At 58.9% G+C, this 17,323-nt stretch carries 16 protein-coding genes; 10 read left to right on the forward strand and 6 right to left on the reverse strand.

The window, feature by feature from the left end:
• Positions 1–70 precede the first annotated feature (70 nt).
• The 9 genes from pheS (at position 71) to ACR2R1_RS21715 (ending at position 9,819) form a co-directional block, all read left to right on the forward strand.
• On the forward strand, positions 71–1,096 hold the full coding sequence (gene pheS, locus ACR2R1_RS21675) for a phenylalanine--tRNA ligase subunit alpha (protein WP_086135270.1): 1,026 nt from the start codon (positions 71–73) through the stop codon (positions 1,094–1,096).
• A gap of 21 nt (positions 1,097–1,117) precedes the next feature.
• Positions 1,118–3,496, forward strand: coding sequence for a phenylalanine--tRNA ligase subunit beta (pheT, locus tag ACR2R1_RS21680; protein WP_434111878.1), 2,379 nt, complete (start codon positions 1,118–1,120; stop codon positions 3,494–3,496).
• A gap of 4 nt (positions 3,497–3,500) precedes the next feature.
• Positions 3,501–3,854 carry an integration host factor subunit alpha gene (locus ACR2R1_RS21685; RefSeq protein ID WP_077731155.1) on the forward strand — a complete coding sequence of 118 codons (354 nt, stop codon included), beginning with the start codon at positions 3,501–3,503 and terminating at the stop codon, positions 3,852–3,854.
• A gap of 64 nt (positions 3,855–3,918) precedes the next feature.
• Entirely contained in the window at positions 3,919–4,950 is a 1,032-nt protein-coding gene (argC, locus tag ACR2R1_RS21690) for an N-acetyl-gamma-glutamyl-phosphate reductase (RefSeq protein WP_086135272.1), read from the forward strand.
• Positions 4,951–5,121: 171 nt separating this feature from the next.
• A complete protein-coding gene (gene prmB / locus ACR2R1_RS21695; protein WP_434111881.1) occupies positions 5,122–6,045 on the forward strand; it encodes a 50S ribosomal protein L3 N(5)-glutamine methyltransferase in 924 nt (307 codons plus the stop codon).
• Positions 6,046–6,270: 225 nt separating this feature from the next.
• Complete coding sequence (locus ACR2R1_RS21700; RefSeq protein WP_086135274.1) at positions 6,271–6,882, forward strand: GDSL-type esterase/lipase family protein; 612 nt, start codon at positions 6,271–6,273, stop codon at positions 6,880–6,882.
• Positions 6,883–6,925: 43 nt separating this feature from the next.
• Positions 6,926–8,026, forward strand: coding sequence for a chorismate synthase (gene aroC, locus ACR2R1_RS21705; protein WP_077731159.1), 1,101 nt, complete (start codon positions 6,926–6,928; stop codon positions 8,024–8,026).
• Positions 8,027–8,049: 23 nt separating this feature from the next.
• On the forward strand, positions 8,050–9,210 hold the full coding sequence (locus ACR2R1_RS21710; RefSeq protein ID WP_434111883.1) for an MFS transporter: 1,161 nt from the start codon (positions 8,050–8,052) through the stop codon (positions 9,208–9,210).
• A gap of 69 nt (positions 9,211–9,279) precedes the next feature.
• Positions 9,280–9,819 (forward strand): DUF2058 domain-containing protein, encoded by a 540-nt coding sequence (locus ACR2R1_RS21715; protein ID WP_434111885.1) that lies wholly within the window; start codon positions 9,280–9,282, stop codon positions 9,817–9,819.
• Between the two features lie 258 nt (positions 9,820–10,077).
• On the opposite strand, the gene sufT is transcribed toward ACR2R1_RS21715, so the two are convergent.
• The 5 genes from sufT to ACR2R1_RS21740 are packed head-to-tail and all read right to left on the reverse strand — an operon-like array spanning position 10,078 to position 14,071.
• Positions 10,078–10,632, reverse strand: a complete 555-nt coding sequence (gene sufT / locus ACR2R1_RS21720) for a putative Fe-S cluster assembly protein SufT (protein WP_077731161.1) — start codon at positions 10,630–10,632, stop codon at positions 10,078–10,080.
• A gap of 5 nt (positions 10,633–10,637) precedes the next feature.
• Positions 10,638–11,360, reverse strand: a complete 723-nt coding sequence (locus ACR2R1_RS21725) for an SDR family NAD(P)-dependent oxidoreductase (RefSeq protein WP_434111887.1) — start codon at positions 11,358–11,360, stop codon at positions 10,638–10,640.
• The gene (locus ACR2R1_RS21730; protein WP_077731163.1) at positions 11,357–12,034 is read right to left on the reverse strand and encodes an HAD family hydrolase; all 678 of its coding nucleotides are present in this window, start codon (positions 12,032–12,034) and stop codon (positions 11,357–11,359) included. Before ACR2R1_RS21730 ends, ACR2R1_RS21725 begins: the two co-directional genes overlap by 4 nt.
• A 4-nt stretch (positions 12,035–12,038) precedes the next feature.
• A complete protein-coding gene (gene ubiG / locus ACR2R1_RS21735) occupies positions 12,039–12,749 on the reverse strand; it encodes a bifunctional 2-polyprenyl-6-hydroxyphenol methylase/3-demethylubiquinol 3-O-methyltransferase UbiG (RefSeq protein ID WP_434111889.1) in 711 nt (236 codons plus the stop codon).
• The gene (locus ACR2R1_RS21740; RefSeq protein WP_086135277.1) at positions 12,746–14,071 is read right to left on the reverse strand and encodes a TRZ/ATZ family hydrolase; all 1,326 of its coding nucleotides are present in this window, start codon (positions 14,069–14,071) and stop codon (positions 12,746–12,748) included. Before ACR2R1_RS21740 ends, ubiG begins: the two co-directional genes overlap by 4 nt.
• A 125-nt stretch (positions 14,072–14,196) precedes the next feature.
• Here ACR2R1_RS21740 and ACR2R1_RS21745 point away from each other — a divergent pair, with 125 nt between their 5' ends.
• Positions 14,197–15,375 carry a pyridoxal phosphate-dependent aminotransferase gene (locus ACR2R1_RS21745; RefSeq protein WP_205781135.1) on the forward strand — a complete coding sequence of 393 codons (1,179 nt, stop codon included), beginning with the start codon at positions 14,197–14,199 and terminating at the stop codon, positions 15,373–15,375.
• A gap of 22 nt (positions 15,376–15,397) precedes the next feature.
• On the opposite strand, the gene ACR2R1_RS21750 is transcribed toward ACR2R1_RS21745, so the two are convergent.
• Positions 15,398–17,218: an EAL domain-containing protein gene (locus ACR2R1_RS21750; protein ID WP_434111892.1), complete on the reverse strand. Its 1,821-nt coding sequence runs from the start codon at positions 17,216–17,218 to the stop codon at positions 15,398–15,400.
• Positions 17,219–17,323: the final 105 nt, after the last annotated feature.

Here is a 17,323-nt window from a genome sequence, read left to right on the forward strand (position 1 = left end):
TCACGGGAAAGACTCGCCCCGAGTTTTTCCCGTTCTTCATTTCAAAACCGTTGTCCAAGCGAGCAAGGCTGTGAGTACACCCCTTGAAGAGCTTCTCGTGCAGGCCAGAAAGCAAGTGGCCGAGGCCGATACGCTCGGAAAACTCGATCAAGTGCGAGTACATTATCTCGGCAAGAAAGGTGTATTTACCGAGCGCATGAAAGAACTCGGTACGCTTCCGGCGGAACAGCGACGGGAGGCCGGAGGCCGGGTTAATCGGGCCAAAGACCAGTTTATAGCCGATTTGGAGGCCCGAAAGAGTGTTCTGGAGGCGAGCGAGCTGGAAGAACGTCTCAAGCGGGAAACCATCGACGTTACCCTGCCGGGGCGCGGGCAGCGTACGGGAGGGCTCCATCCGGTCACTCTGACGTTGCGGCGCATTAGCCAACTCTTCAAGAACGTTGGATTCGACATCGTCGAAGGCCCCGAAGTCGAGGACGATTACCATAACTTCGAAGCGTTGAACATACCCGCCCATCATCCCGCGCGGGCGATGCACGACACTTTTTATTTCGACGAGCACACCCTCCTGCGTACCCATACCTCACCGGTGCAGGTGCGGATCATGGAGACCCAGAGCCCGCCGCTTAGGGTCATCGCGCCGGGCCGCGTCTATCGCTGCGATTCCGATTTGACCCACACCCCGATGTTTCATCAAGTGGAAGGATTCGTCGTCGATCGGGACGTCAGCTTTGCCGACCTCAAGGGTATTCTCTACGAGTTCCTGACCTTGTTCTTCGAAAAGGACATGCAGGTACGTTTCCGCCCGTCTTATTTCCCGTTTACCGAACCGTCCGCCGAAGTCGATATCGAGTGTGTCATGTGCGGAGGCGAAGGTTGCCGCGTTTGCAAGCAGACCGGTTGGCTGGAGGTAATGGGCTGCGGGATGATCCATCCGCGGGTTTTCGAATTCGTCAAAATCGATCCGGAACGCTATACCGGTTTCGCCTTCGGTTTGGGCGTGGAACGGCTCGCGATGCTGCGCTACGGCATCAACGACCTCAGGCTGTTTTTCGAGAACGACCTTAGATTTCTTTCACAATTCGCGGCATTTTAAGAACAACATACGGTCCTTCCCATGCGCTTCAGCGAGGCCTGGCTACGAGAATACGTCAATCCATCGATAGACACGCAAAGACTGGTTCATCAGTTGACGATGGCGGGTCTTGAGGTCGATAGCGCCGAACCCGCCGCTGCATCGTTCAGCGGCGTTATCGTGGCCGAAGTCCTCGAGGTCTCGCCCCATCCACAGGCCGACCGGCTGCGAGTCTGTCTGGTGTCCGGCGGTTCCGGTGAGCCTCTTCAAATCGTATGCGGAGCGCCCAACGTCCGGGTCGGGATGCGTGTGCCGCTCGCCATCGAAGGGGCACGTCTGCCGGGGGATGTTTCCATTCGGAAATCGGAGCTTCGCGGCATCGCCTCGTTTGGCATGCTGTGTTCGGCCAAGGAGTTGGGAATAGACGATCCCCAAACAGGGCTGATGGAATTGCCCTCGGATGCTCCAGTGGGGACCGATGTTCGGGATTATCTGAAACTGGACGATTGCATCATCGAGGTCGATCTGACACCGAACCGCGCAGATTGTCTAAGCGTAGAAGGCATTGCGCGCGAAGTGGCCTCGCTCAACGCTCTGGATTGGGCAGTACCGGACGTTCCTGCCGTTCCTACAACGATTCGAGAAGAGCACCCGGTGAGCGTTTCCGCACCCGAAGCGTGCCCGCGCTATTTGGGGCGGCTGATCAAAGGCGTATCGCGTACCGTTCAGACGCCGCTATGGATGCGCGAACGTTTGCGGCGCGCCGGTATCCGATCCCTGGATGCGGTAGTGGACGTTACCAATTATGTGCTCTTGGAAATGGGACAACCCTTGCACGCCTTCGACGCGGCCAAGCTGGAGGGCGGCATCCACGTTCGCTATGCGGCGCCGGGCGAGAAGCTGCGCCTCTTGAACGGCGAGGAAATCGCGCTGGACTCCGATATTTTAGTGATCGCCGATCAACGAAAAGCCTTGGCATTGGCGGGCATCATGGGCGGCAGCGACTCCGCGGTGGGCGATGGCACTGCCGATATTTTCGTCGAATGCGCTTTTTTCACGCCGAGCGTGATCATGGGCAAGGCTAGGCGCTACGGGCTGAATACCGAATCGTCCCATCGCTTCGAGAGAGGCGTTGATCCCGAGTTGCAGACTCGTGCCATCGAGCGGGCCAGCGAACTTATATTATCCATTGCTGGCGGAGAAGCGGGACCCATCGTCGAAGCAGCCAGCCCCCCGCATTTGCCGCGACGCGCACCGATTCTGCTGCGTTACGAGAGGATTACCCGTCTGCTCGGCATGAGCATCGAGCAACCGAAGGTCGCCGAAATTCTCAAACGGCTGGGAATGACTCTCGCGGACCATCCGGAGGGATGGACCGTGACGCCGCCCGGATTTCGTTTCGATATCGCCATAGAGGCCGATCTCATCGAGGAACTCGGAAGGGTCTACGGCTACGAATCGTTGCCGCGCCGCCATCCGGTCATGGCGACGGCGATGCGTCCGGTGTCCGAACGAATACTCGATCTGGACCGGGTTAAGAACCTCCTGGTCGATCGCGGTTACCAGGAGGCGATTACCTACAGTTTCGTGGACGAAGCTCGGCAGGCGCTGATCGAGCCGGAAATTCCCTATCTGGCCTTGAAGAATCCGATTTCCTCCGACTTGGCCGTCATGCGCACCGGCCTTTGGTGCGGTTTGCTGGACGCGGCTCTCAAGAACACGTTCCGCCAGCAGAACCGGGTGCGCCTATTCGAAGCAGGTCTGCGTTTCGCGAGGCGGGGCAGCGGCATCGAACAGCGGAAATCTATCGCTGGCCTGGCGATAGGGGCGGTACATGAAGAGCAGTGGGGAGAAGCGGCTCGCTCCGTGGATTTTTACGACGTGAAGGCCGATGTCGAGGGCATCGTCAAACTGACCGGCCGGGAGGCTGGTTTGGAATTTGTCGCCGCTGCTCATCCGGCGCTTCATCCTGGGCAATCGGCGGAAATCCGGCTCGAGGGCGAACGGCTTGGTTGGATCGGAATGCTGCATCCTCGCCTGGAAAAGCAACTAAGCCTCGAACAGAGCGTGTTTCTGTTCGAGCTCGATCAAGACGTGCTGCTCGGAAGGCATATTCCGGTATTCCACGGAATATCGAAGTTCCCGCAGGTGCGCCGGGATATCGCGGTCATCGTTGACGAATCCGTCACGATCGATCGTTTGATCGAGTGCGTGAAAGAAGCGGATAGCTCTATCTTGCGCCAGGTCGTGGTGTTCGACGTTTACCGGGGGCAGGGTGTCGAGACCGGTCGGAAGAGCGTCGCTCTCGGTTTGGTGTTGCAGGATGAGGCCGAAACCTTGACCGACGCCAGGGTCGATGAAACGGTAGGACGCGTTTTGGAACGTCTGAGCAGAGAATTCAATGCTAGGTTGAGAGATTGAAAAGATGGCACTGACCAAAGCAGACATGGTTGAGAGGCTTTTCGAGAACCACGGCATTAACAAGCGGGATGCCAAGGAGTTGGTCGACCAGTTTTTCGAAGAGATCAAGGCCGCGCTGGCGCAAGGAAATTCAGTGAAATTGTCCGGGTTCGGCAATTTCGATCTTCGCGACAAAAATCAGCGGCCGGGCAGAAATCCGAAAACCGGTGAAGAGATTCCGATCACCGCGCGCCGTGTGGTGACGTTCAAGCCGGGACAGAAATTGAAGGTCAGCGTGGAAGCGTATTCGAGACAAAACGCCGAGAACGTTCGGCTAGAAAGCGAAGCGCCGAGTGCGAAAAAATCTCGAGGGTCTTGAGTTTTCTTGACCTGCTTCCTTCGCGGAAATCGTCCCTAATTCGTTTCGAACGAGAGAGCCGAGAATGATCCGAGTCGGCATTGTAGGCGGTACCGGCTATACCGGTGTGGAGTTGCTGCGGATTCTCGCGCTTCATCCTGACGTCGCCATAACCATCGTCACCTCGCGGGCCGATGCCGGAAAACGAGTCGACGAGTTGTATCCGAACCTGCGGGGTTTCGTCGATGCGATCTTCGTCGAGCCCTCGGCGGATGCGCTAGCCGGATGCGACGTGGTGTTTTTTGCGACGCCCAACGGTACTGCGATGCGGACGGCCGAAGCCTTGTTGGCGCGGGGCGTCAAAGTTATCGACCTGTCCGCCGATTTCCGCCTCAAAAACCCGGATGTATGGGCTCATTGGTACGGAGAGCCGCACGTTTCTCCCCAGCTGTTGGAAGAAGCCGTTTACGGGCTGCCCGAAGTGAATCGGGCACTGATTCGGTCGGCGCGGCTGATCGCATGCCCCGGTTGTTATCCGACTTCGGTTCAACTGGCATTATTGCCATTGATTGAGGCGAGGGCGATTCGCTTGGACCGCATCATCGCCGACGTGAAATCGGGTGTTAGCGGCGCCGGGCGCAAAGCAGAAATTCCCATGCTTATGAGCGAAACGGGCGAGAGCCTCAAAGCTTATAGCGTCAAAGGCCATCGTCATTGGCCGGAAATCAAGCAGGGATTGGACCAAGCCGCAGGACAGGACGTGGGCCTCACCTTCGTGCCCCATTTGATCCCCATGATTCGGGGTATTCACGCCACGGTTTATGCCGAACTGAGCGCCGCGCACGGCGACTTGCAGGCGCTATTCGAGGAGCGCTATCGAGCCGAACCTTTCGTCGACGTTCTGCCGGCGGGTTCCCATCCCGACACTCGCAACGTGCGCGGCGTAAACCGATGCCAGATTGCCGTCCATAGGCCTATGGACGGCAATACGGTGGTAATTTTGTCGGTCATAGACAATTTGGTGAAAGGTGCAGCCGGCCAAGCGGTGCAAAACATGAACCTGATGTTTGGCCTGGAGGAAACGAAAGGGCTCAGAAATATCGGGCTTTATCCCTAAAGCGGTTTCAATGGTGACGGGCAGAGACTCAAGTAGACCGTTCGCGTAAACCGTAGCTCTGGTGGTAACGTACCCGTTGGTTCTAGTGCGTCCGTCGGCGGATTTTCCATAAGCCTCGTCGGTACGGGGCGATTTTCCATTACAATACCGGGTCTACCGGAATCTTCGGCCATGTCGACATCACCCCATCCGTCCGTAACCTTAACCACCATCCGCGATTACATCCGTTGGGCCGCCAGCCGTTTCGTGCAAGCGGAGTTGTTTTTCGGCCACGGTACCGCCAGCGCACTGGACGAAGCCGCCGCCTTGGTGCTTCATACCTTGCATATGCCTTACGATCTCCCGGGCGGCTATTTCGCGGCCACGTTGACCATGGACGAGCGCGAGCGTGTCCTCGCACTCATCCAGCGCCGCATCGTCGAGCGCAAGCCTCTGGCGTATCTCATTCACGAGGCTTCTTTTGCCGGTTTGCCCTTCTATGTTGACGAACGGGTACTGGTGCCGCGTTCGCCCATCGCCGAACTGATCGAAAACCATTTCGCTCCCTGGATCGAGGCGGACCGGGTGCACGACGTGCTCGATCTTTGCACCGGCAGCGCGTGCATTGCCATCGCTTGCGCTTACGCCTTTCCGGAGGCACGGGTCGACGCCGTCGATATCTCGTCGGACGCGCTGGAAGTGGCGCGTATCAATATCAAGAAGCACCACCTGGAAGACCGGGTGAACGCCATCAAATCGGACGTTTACTCCGAGTTGGGCGACCGGCGTTACGATCTGATCGTCAGCAATCCTCCTTACGTAAACCTCGACGAGTGGCGCGGCTTGGCGCCGGAATATCACGCCGAGCCGAGGCTGGGCCTGGAAGCGGGCGAAGACGGCCTCGATTGCGTGCGCCGCATCCTCCGGGACGCCCATCGCCACCTTAAACCGGAGGGCGTTCTTGTCGTCGAAGTCGGCAGCAGCGCCGAAGCCCTGGAAACCGCCTACCCGGAAGTTCCCTTCTACTGGCTGGATTTCGAGCGGGGCGGCGAGGGTGTGTTCCTGCTGACTGCCGAACAGGTCGACCGGTGTAGCAAGCTTTTTCAGAAGAGTTAGAAGAAGCTGACAAGTCCGCCAGCGCTGGGACAATATTGCAATCTCTCATGGAATCTCTGCTAGCAGCAATCCGAGGCACGACTATTCTTGTCGGGGGCGATGAGTACGCGAACCGTATGCTTCGTTCACTACGCGGTTCCTCGTAACCACAGCCCAGGATTTGTTGCACGTTGATTCAACGTGATCGACCCGTTACTAACGAACAAGATCAAGCAGAGGGAAACAATGAGAGTTCAGTTAAAATTCGCCGGTATGTCTGTTCTGCTGTTATGGCTGGTGGCCTGTGGCTCTAGCGCGAAACTGCCGAAGCTTCCGACGGAGGCGAAGGTGCTCGCGTTTGGCGACAGTCTGACTTTCGGAACCGGCGCCGGTTCCGAGCAGAGTTATCCATCCGTATTGCAAGGCTTGATCGGGCGAGAGGTCATCAACGCCGGCGTGCCGGGCGAAACCAGTGCGGAAGGTCTGGAGCGCCTGCCGGCACTGCTGGACGAGCATCAGCCCACGCTGTTGATTCTATGCCACGGCGGTAACGATTTTCTGCGCAACTTGGGCGAGCAGCAGGCGGCCGACAACGTCCGGGCCATGGTCAAATTGGCCAGGGACCGCGGCATCAGCGTGGTTTTGATCGCCGTGCCCAAGTTCGGGCTGATGTTCTCGCCGCCCGAGTTTTATGCAAAGATCGCCGAAGAGTTCGCGATTCCCTTCGAAACCGGGACGCTGAGCAAAATCATCCGGGACAATTCGCTCAAATCCGATGGGGTACACCCGAATGGGCCGGGCTATCGGATGCTGGCCGAGGCAGTGGCGGATCGGCTCAAGGTGGCGGGGGCGATTTGAACCTTAATAGCTCCGTCGTTTAGGAACGTTTGAAATCTTTACCATGTCCGGAAACACCCTAGGCAAACTCTTTACCGTCACTTCCTTCGGCGAGAGCCACGGTCCCGCCATCGGCTGCATCGTGGACGGCTGCCCGCCGGGCCTGGAGTTGTCCGAGGCCGACATTCAGGGGGAGCTGGAACGGCGGCGCCCCGGCAAATCCCGGCATACCACGCAACGCCGCGAGCCCGACGAAGTGAAGATTTTGTCCGGGGTGTTCGACGGGCGTACCACGGGCACCCCGATCGGTTTGCTGATCGAAAACGTGGATCAGCGTTCCAAGGATTACTCCACGATCGCCGACTCCTTTCGGCCGGGTCATGCCGATTACACCTACCATATGAAATACGGCTTCCGGGATTACCGCGGCGGCGGGCGCTCGTCCGCTCGCGAAACCGCCATGCGGGTGGCTGCCGGCGCCATCGCCAAGAAATATCTGAAAGAACGGGTCGGCGTGACGATCCGCGCTTATCTGGCCCAACTCGGCCCGATCAAGATCGATCGGGTGGTTTGGGAGGAGGTGGACAACAACCCGTTCTTCTGCCCAGACCCCGAGAAGGTCGCGGAACTGGAAGCCTATATGGACGCTCTGCGCAAAGAAGGGGAGTCCATCGGCGCGCGCATCAACGTCGTCGCGACCGGCGTGCCGCCGGGCTGGGGCGAACCGATTTTCGACCGGCTGGATGCCGAGCTGGCTTATGCCTTGATGAGCATCAACGCCGTCAAAGGGGTGGAGATCGGCGACGGTTTCGCCTGCGTCGAGGCGAAAGGCACCGAGTTCCGCGACGAGATGAGTCCGCAAGGTTTCCTGAGCAATCATGCCGGCGGAGTATTGGGCGGCATTTCCTCGGGACAGGATATCGTTGCCAGCATCGCACTGAAGCCGACCTCCAGCTTGCGCCTGCCGGGCCGTTCCGTGAACGTCAGGGGCGAGCCCGTGGAGGTGATCACCACGGGTCGGCACGACCCCTGCGTCGGCATCCGGGCCACCCCCATCGCCGAAGCGATGACGGCCCTAGTGCTGATGGATCATTACCTGCGGCATCGCGCCCAGAATCCGGACGTGAAGACGGAATTGGCGCCGATTCCATCCAGGGCTCCGTAGCCCCGAACGATCTTCCGCCAGCCATGCTCTCGGCGCGTAAAGTGCCTTACGGCCGGTTGTCCGGCTTTTATTTTTTCTATTTCGCGGCGCTGGGCGCCTTTTTGCCGTACTGGGCGCTTTATCTCCAGGACACGGGATTCTCTGCGGCGGAGATCGGCCAGTTGATCGCCATTACCGCTGCGACCCGAGTCGTCGCGCCGAATCTTTGGGGGTGGCTGGCGGATCGAACGGGGCGGACCCTGTCCGTCGTCCGGCTCGCCGGATTTTTCACCCTAGTCGCTTTCAGCCTGGTTTTAAGACTGCAAGGATTCGCAGGATTCGCCCTGGTCATGCTGGTATTCAGTTTCTTCTGGAATGCCATGCTGCCGCTTTTCGAAACCGTCACGCTCAATCACCTGCGCCATGATACGTATCGCTACAGTTGGGTGCGGGTATGGGGCTCGATTGGCTTCATCGCGGCGGTCGTGTCGATCGGCAAGGCTTTGGAGCGCGTCCTTTCGATCGGTTGTCTACCGCAGTTGATCGTGCTGCTGTTCGGCGGGCTGTGGCTGGTCAGCCTGGCTGTGCCGAGAGGTCCGAAGGAAATTCATGGCCCGGAACCGAGCTTTTTGTCGAATATCTTGAAGCGGGGCGACGTCATTGCTTTTTTCCTGGCGTGCATGCTGCAACAACTCGCACACGGTCCTTATTACGTCTTTTTCTCGGTATATCTTCGGGATCACGGCTTCAGCAGCGGCGAGACCGGTCAGTTATGGGCACTCGGCGTCCTGGCGGAAATCGTGCTGTTCGCGTTCTTGCACCGTTTACTGGCGCGCTACAGCCTGCGCCGGATCTTTCTGGCGAGCCTCGCCCTGAGCGTTGTGCGCTGGCTATTGATTGCCTGGGGTGTCGACAGCCTTGCGGCGGTTTTCTCCGGTCAACTGCTTCACGCGGCGAGTTTCGGCTCGGCTCACGTGGCCGCCATCCATCTGGTGCATCGCCATTTCCGCGGTCCGCATCACGGCAAAGGACAAGCCCTTTACAGTGCCCTCAGTTTCGGTTTGGGCGGCGCGCTGGGTAGTCTATACAGCGGATACTTCTGGACGGCGTGGGGGCCTCACTGGGTTTATACGGCGGCGGCGGGCTCCAGCTTATTGGCCTTACTGGTCGCCTGGCCGTCCGTTGGGAAACGGGATGTGGATTGACCGTTCTGCCGTCGGTATTGAAAGATGTGGGTGTGGCATTGAATATGAGACGAAACAGGAGCCATGGGCATGAGTAACTCCCTGAGAGATCAGCTTCTAAAGGCGGGCTTGGTCAACGACAAGCAAGCCAAACAGGCCAGCAAGGAAGCGCGGAAACAAGAAAAGCAGAATCGCCACGGAAATGCCGCCGCAAAGGACGAGAGCAAGCGCGCGGCTCAGGACGCTATGGCGGCAAAAGTCGAGCGTGACCGCCAGCTCAATCTGGAAAAAGCCAAAGAAGCGGAAAGAAAAGCGCTTGCCGCGCAAATCAAGCAGCTGATCGAGGCGAACCGCGTTTCGCCGGGGGAGGACGAGATCGCCTACCGGTTCGCGCACGACAACAAGGTCAAGACCATCTATGTGTCCAAGGCGGTCCATCAAAGTCTGGTGGCGGGCACGCTTGCAATAGCCAGCCTGGAGTCTCGGTATGAGATCGTCCCGCTGCCGGTGGCCGAAAAAATCAAGCAGCGCGATGAAACCCGAATCGTTCTGCTCAATCAGCCCGATCAAGCGCAAGATGCCGACGACGAATATGCCGATTACAAGATCCCCGACGATTTGATGTGGTAGGCGCGTCTGGCGACGTGTGATCAGTTGTAGGTCGGGAATCCCACCCCAATCGCAAACGGACGCTCCGCGAGCGCCAGGACGTCGGTTCTCAACACAGCGGGTTGTCGGCAAGGGATTGCCGACCTACAACGATGCGCCTGGGCGGCCGAGTAGGTCGGGAATCCTTTCCCGACGTTTACAGATCGGCCAGAGGTTTTGTTGGCAAAGGATGGCCGACTTACGGGCAGCCTGGGGGACCGTACCAAACCGGAAAATGCTCTAGATCATTCCCAGCTGAAGTTTCGCCACCTCGGACATCATGTCGCGCGACCAGGGCGGATCGAAGACCACTTCGACGTTCACCCTGTTCACGCCCGGGAGATTTCTTACCGCCGCTTCGGCGTCGTATTGCAGGACAGGGCCCATGCCGCAGCCGGGTGCGGTCAGGGTCATGATGATGTCGACATCGTTCTTGCCCTCTTCGACGGGAGTCACCTTGCAGTGGTAGACCAGCCCCAAGTCGACGATGTTGACCGGTATTTCCGGGTCGAAAATGGTCCTCAGCACTTCCCAGACGTTTTTTTCGACCGATTCCGGGTCCGTGCCGCTCACGAGATTGCCCATGATCGGCGGTTCTTTCCCGAGGGCATCGGCGTCGTTTCCGGCGATGCGCACCATCTGGCCCATTTCGGTGACCACGGTGAAGTTGCCGCCCAAAGACTGATACAGACTTACTACGTGGCCTTTCGGCAGTGAACCGGGCGTGCCGTCGGGGATCTGGACGACGTTGACATCCCGCTGAAGGACGATGCTTTCGCGACCGTAACCGTACATAAGTGTTATGCGTTGTTAATCAGATAAGCGTTTGAAGGTGTTTCGTTTGGACTCAGCAGGCGGGCGATTTGCTCCGCATGGATGTCCGGCAAAGGCAGCCCCGCCGGGTTCTCGGCCGGATAGGCGCGCCGGCGAAGCGGGGACTGCATGGGACCCGGCGAATACAGGTGAACGCGAACCTTGCGGCTTTCCAGCTCGTCCGAAAGGATTCGCCCGAAGCCTTCCAGGCCGATCTTGGCTACCCCGTAAGCACCCCAATAGGCTTTTCCGGTTCGGGCCACCGAGTCGGTGATGAATACGATGCCCGAATCGGGAGATTTCGCTATCAATGGCAGGAGTTCCCGGGTCAGCAGGAACGGCGCGGTCAGGTTGACGTGAAGCAGACGTTGCCACAATCCGCCGCTGATATCGCTTACCGGTCCGAGTGCGCCGAGCTCGGCAGCGCAATGCACCAGTCCGCGCAGCGCGCCGAATTCCCGCTCGACCGAGGCTGCGAGATCGCGGTAATCGTCCTCGGTAGCGCCGGCCAAATCGAGTGGATAAATCGCCGGTTGCGGTCCTCCGGCAGCTACGATGGCGTCGTAGACCTTCTCCAGCTTCGGTATGGTCTTTCCGAGCAGGATGACCGTCGCGCCCTCGGCGGCGCAAGTCTTCGAAACCGCCGAGCCGAGCCCGCCGCCGGCACCGGTAACGAGAATGACGCGGTCAGCAAGCATCGAGCCGCTCATGACAGCGCTCCGTCCAGCCAGGGCAGCAGATCCCGAGGTGTCGCAAGGAGGCCGTCGGCGCCCCAGTCATGAGGCGCATGCTCCGCCGCGATATAACCGTACAGCGCCGTGAGGGTCGTCATGCCGGCTCGGCGGCCGGCTTCCACGTCGCCGGGAGCATCGCCGATGTAGACGCACTCTTCCGGGGGGTGATTCAAACGCCGGCTGGCTTCCAGAAGGGGAAGGGGATGCGGCTTTTTTTCGGCGGTGGTGTCGCCACTGATGACGCATCCGGCACGGTCGGCCAGATTTAGTTTTTTCAGCAAGGGATCGGTGAACCTGCTCATCTTGTTGGTGACGATGCCCCAGGGAATGCCGCGCCGTTCGAGCTCGCCGAGCACGGATTCGGTACCGTCGAAGAAGCGGGTGCGATCGGCGACATGGGCGTGGTAAAGCTCCAGCATCCGTTGCAGCACTCGGCCGAAGAGCGCCGGCTCGTAATCCCCGTTGAACGCGCAGCGCAGCATGACGGTGGCGCCGCCCGAGATGCAGGGCTTGAGTTCGTCCACGGAACGCGGCGGAATATCGGCCTCGGCGAGCGCGGCGTTGGCGGCAAAGACCAGATCGGGCGCGGTGTCGAGCAGAGTTCCGTCCAGATCGAACAGCACGGCGGAAACTGTCGGGTTTGCGGCCATGCGTTTATTCCTCGGGTCTGGCGAATGCCGCCAGGTAATTGACATCCAAATCGCGGCTCAGGGTGAACTGCCCGGTGATCGGGTTGTAGGCGATGCCCTCCATGCCGAGAAGCTCGAGTCCCGATTCCCGCGCCCATCGGCTGAGCTCGGACGGTTTGATGAAGGTCGCGTAGTCGTGGGTTCCCTTGGGAATCATGTTCAAGAGGTATTCTGCACCGACGATCGCGAGGAGATAGGCTTTGAGCTTCCGGTTCAGCGTCGAGAAAAAGACTCGGCCGCCCGGCTTGACCAGTTTGGCGCAGGCTCTGACTACCGAAGCGGGGTCCGGCACGTGTTCCAGCATTTCCATGCAGGTCACGATGTCGAAGCTGTCGGATTCCGCTTCGGCAAGCGCCTCGGCGCTGACCCGTCGATAATCCACGCCGATCCCCGATTCGTCCGCATGGGATTTCGCGATATCCAAAAGCTCTTCGGCTAGGTCGATGCCGACTACCTGGGCGCCGGCCCGCGCCAGTCCCTCGCTCAGTATTCCACCGCCGCAACCGACATCGACGACACGCTTGCCTTCGAGTTCCGCGAAGGAGCGAATGAACTGAATGCGCAAAGGGTTGACCGCATGCAAGGTCTTGAATTCCCCGTCGAGGTCCCACCAGCGATCGGCCAGCACGCCGAATTTGTGGATTTCGTGTTCGTGGACGTTTTCGGTGCTCGTCATGGCCGTTCCTGTACGCTGATTAATTTCTCCCGCCAGGCGGCGGCTTTCTGGAAAAGTTCTTCGGTGTTCAGAGTCGTGAGCTCGCGGTTTTTCAGAAGCTGGCGTCCCGCCACCCAGACGTCAGTGATCTGATGGCGTCCGGCCGCATAGACGACATTCGAAATCGGGTCGTACAAGGGTTGGGTTTCGAGTTCGTCGAGATGGATAGCCGTGATATCGGCAGACTTTCCGATTTCCAGCGAACCGATCTCCGCCTCGAGTCCCAAGGCCTTGGCCCCGTTGAGCGTCGCCATCCGCAATGCGGTATGGGCCGGAACCGCGGCGGCATCTCCCGATACCGCCTTGGCGAGCAAGGCCGCGGCACGCATTTCACCCATCAGGTCGAGATCGTTGTTGCTGGCCGCGCCGTCCGTGCCGATGGCGACGTTGATACCCGCCTTAACGAGCTTGGCGACGGGACAAAAGCCGCTGGCCAGCTTCAGATTCGATTCGGGACAGTGCACGACGCTGCCGCCGGATTCGGCGAATTGGCCGATTTCTTCATCCGTGAGCTGGGTCATATGTACCGCAACGAAGGACGGGCCCAAAAGATCCAGCTGCTGAAGCCGCTTCATGGGGCGCATGCCGTAACGCTGGCGGCCCTGATCGATTTCGTCCCGGGTTTCGTGCAGATGCATGTGGATCGGGCGGTCGAGTTCCGCAGCCAAGGTACGAACCTTCAGCAAGGGCTCGTCCGAAACGGAATAGGGCGCATGCGGGGCGAACGCCGTGGTGATCAAAGGGTTGTGGCGAAGTTCGTCGTACAGCGCCAGTCCCTTGGATAAATACTCGTCGGGGCCGCTCGCCCATGCGCTCGGAAAATCGATAAGGATCAGGCCGACCACGGCGCGCATGCCGCAACGTGCCGCCTGGCGGGCAGTAACCTCGGGAAAGAAATACATGTCGTTGAAGCAAGTGACGCCCCCGCGAATCATTTCCGCCATCGCCAGATCGGTGCCGTCGCGCACGAAGTTCTCGCCGACCCATTTCTGTTCCAAGGGCCAAATATGGTCGAGCAGCCATTCCATCAGCGGCCGGTCGTCGGCCACGCCGCGCAACAAGGTCATGGCGGCATGGGTATGGGCGTTGACGAAGCCTGGGATCAGAGCATGACGATCGAGCGACTCCACCGACGCGGCTTGATATTTAAGTTCGGCCTCGGAAATCGGCAGGATGTCCACGATCCGCCCGCCGTCTATGGCGAGAGCATGATGTTCCAGAACAATACGATCGGGCTCCACCGGGATGATCCAGCGCGCCTTTAGCAGAGTGTCGATTTGCATTCGATAACCTAGTGTTTCACTAAACTTTATCATGGGGCGTCCGGCTTGTGCATCCTGCGCCGAGCGAGAGGCATTTTAACCGATGCGGGAAAGCGCCTTACAATTCGCGTTTTTGGCAGTGTGACATGACGAAGCATCGACCGAAGGTCAGCCGGCGCATGAGCGCCGTGCAAGCCCCCATCATTCCGGTAATTGCCGAGTTGATCCGAAGCCATCCCGGAACGGTTTCGCTGGGGCAGGGCGTGGTGTTCTACGGTCCGCCAGCGGCTGCCCACGAAGCGATCCGCGGTTTCTTCGCGAAACCGGAAAATCAGAAGTACGGCCCCGTCCAGGGCATGTCTCGGCTGCTCGAGTTGATCGAGCGAAAACTGGCGGCAGAGAACGGTATCCGCGTTGGCGCAGAGCGACGCATCGTAGTAACGGCCGGCGGAAACATGGGTTTTCTCAATGCCCTGTTCGCCATCGCCGATCCGGGCGACGAAATCATCCTGCCGCTTCCGTACTATTTCAACCAGGAAATGGCGATCCGGATGCTCAACTGCACGCCGGTGTTCGTGCCGACGGACGAGAACTATCAACTTCGGACCGATCTCATCCGGGCCGCCGTTAACGATCGGACCCGGGCAATCGTCACCATCTCGCCGAACAATCCCAGCGGAGCGGTTTATTCGGAAGACGCCTTGCGGGCGGTCAACGCGATTTGCCGAGAACACGGGATATACCATATCAGCGACGAGGCTTACGAATATTTCACCTACGGCGCGAAGCATTTTTCGCCGGCCTCAGTGCAAAATTCCGAGCCGCACACCATCTCGCTGTTCTCGCTTTCCAAGGCTTACGGTTTCGCGAGCTGGCGCATTGGTTACATGGTGATTCCGGAGCATTTGTACGAGGCGGTGCTGAAAGCCCAGGACACCAATCTCATCTGCGCGCCCTCGATTTCGCAGCACGCAGCGGTCGGAGCGCTCGAGACAGGTTCCGGCTATTGCCGCGAGAAACTGGAGACCATCGGCCGGGTTCGCGAGATCGTTTTGGACGGACTGCGGAATCTGGCCGATATCTGCCGGGTTCCGGAAGCCCAGGGCGCTTTCTATCTTCTGCTAAAGCTCGATACCGAGCTCGACTCAATGATGGTCGCGGAACGCCTGATCCGGGAGCACAAGGTGGCCGTCATTCCGGGCAAGGCTTTCGGGCTGGAAACAGGCTGTTATCTGCGGGTTGCCTACGGTGCTCTGGAGCCCGAGACGGCCGCCGAGGGAACTCGGCGGCTCGTGGGGGGATTGCGCGCCGTTGTCGATGCGTGAGTCTGGGTGAGCAGCATCTGGGCTAGACGATGCCGGATTCGAAGTTCATTCGGCAATCGGGGCGGCTTAGGAACCATGCGGCGAAATGATCGGGCGGCACGGGTTTGGAAATGTGGTAACCCTGCACCTCGGCACAATCGTTCGCCGCAACCAAGGCCAACTCTGAGTTGGTTTCGATGCCTTCGGCGATGATTTCCAGCCCCAGATTTTTTCCGAGCGCCACGATGGCGCGCACGATGGCAAGGTTCGCCGGAACCTTGTCGATATTGCGGATGAACGACTGGTCGATCTTGAGTCGATCCAGAGGAAACTCCCGCAAGTAACTAAGACTCGAATACCCCGTACCGAAATCGTCGATGGCAAGCCTCACTCCCAACTGCCTGAGTTGGGCCAGAGAATCGATCGTAGTTGGCGCATCGCCCATGACCACGCCTTCGGTAAGTTCAAGTTCGAGGTATTCGGGCTTGATGCCGCTCTCCTCGATGATGCCTTTCACCAGGCCATGAAAATCCCTCTGGCGGAACTGCACGGCCGAAATGTTAACCGCTATGCGGATTGGGGGCAGTCCCTCGCCTTGCCAGGCCATATGCTGTCGGCACGCTTCACGCAGCACCCATTCGCCGATGGGGACAATGAGTCCGGTTTCCTCGGCAATCGGGATGAATTTGGCTGGGGAGACCAGCCCTAACCGCGGGTGATGCCAGCGGAGGAGGACTTCCACCCCCAAGACTTCGCCCGTGACTGCATTGCATTGAGGCTGGTAATGGAGTCTGAATTCCTTGTCGTCGAGTGCCGTGCGCAGCCCTTTTTCGATGGTCAACCGTTCCAGCACCCCGTTCTCCATGCGCTCGTCATAAACAAGGCACTGTCCTCCGTAGTTTTCCTTCGCCTTATACATGGCGGCATCCGACTTGCGCATCAATCCGTCGGTGGTTAGATCATGGTCGGGGAAAAGCGAGACGCCGATGCTGGAAGTGATATGCAAGTCATTGGTCAATACGGAAAAAGGCCTGGCCAAGGCAGCCGTTATCGATTCGGCCACCAAGACGGCATCGGAGGCGTTGTGAAGGTTCTCGAGGATGACGGTGAATTCGTCGCCGCTCAGCCGGGCCACTGTGTCGCTTTTTCTGACGCAGGCAACGAGCCGTTCGGCCACGCCCTTTAACAGCAAGTCTCCGCTGGCGTGTCCGAAGGTGTCATTGATGAATTTGAACCGGTCCAGATCGATGAAGAGCAGCGCAACCTTGCTGCCGTGTCTTTGCGCATTGAGACATGCCCGTTGCAGTCGATCTTCGAAGAGCAAGCGATTCGGAAGTCCGGTGAGTTGATCGAAGTGGGCGAGATAATAGAGGTGAGCCTGTTTTCTTCGAGTAATCTCGTCGAGCAGGTCGTGTCCGGTGCCCATGCCGGCATAGATGCCGTTTTTGGTAACGATATAGCCGTTAACCATGTGCCGCATTCCAGCGTCGACGATGATGCTGGCCAGATCGTCGACGCCAGTATGCGCTTCGACGACGATGGGGCTGGGGTCCATGAACTCGTCGATCGTTTTCTTGTAGTTCAGGTCGCGTGCAAAGGGCTGAATAAAGATTTCGACCAGGGAATGGCGATCGACGATGCCGATCGGCACGAGGTTTTCGTCCGTTATGGCAGCCGAATAAAGCTCCTGATCCTTGATGAACAAGCTCAAAACATCAAGGCAGCCGGTATTCCGCGAAAGAGGAGGTACGTATTTCAAGAGGCGCGCCACCGTCCCTTGGTGAATGACCTCAGAGACGTCCATGTCCGGAAATTTCTGCTCCAAATATTTGTGTACTGCCGGAAAGGGATGCATTGGACGCATGGGATTATCTCGCTGAAGATGGCTTCGGATCTCAGTTGCCCCGAGAAGCTGCCAAAGGCTTACAACTTTGGAGCATTCTGGGTGGCGACTCCGAAGCTGAGCATC

Source organism: Methylocaldum sp. GT1TLB, assembly GCF_051027445.1.
Lineage (GTDB): Bacteria > Pseudomonadota > Gammaproteobacteria > Methylococcales > Methylococcaceae > Methylocaldum.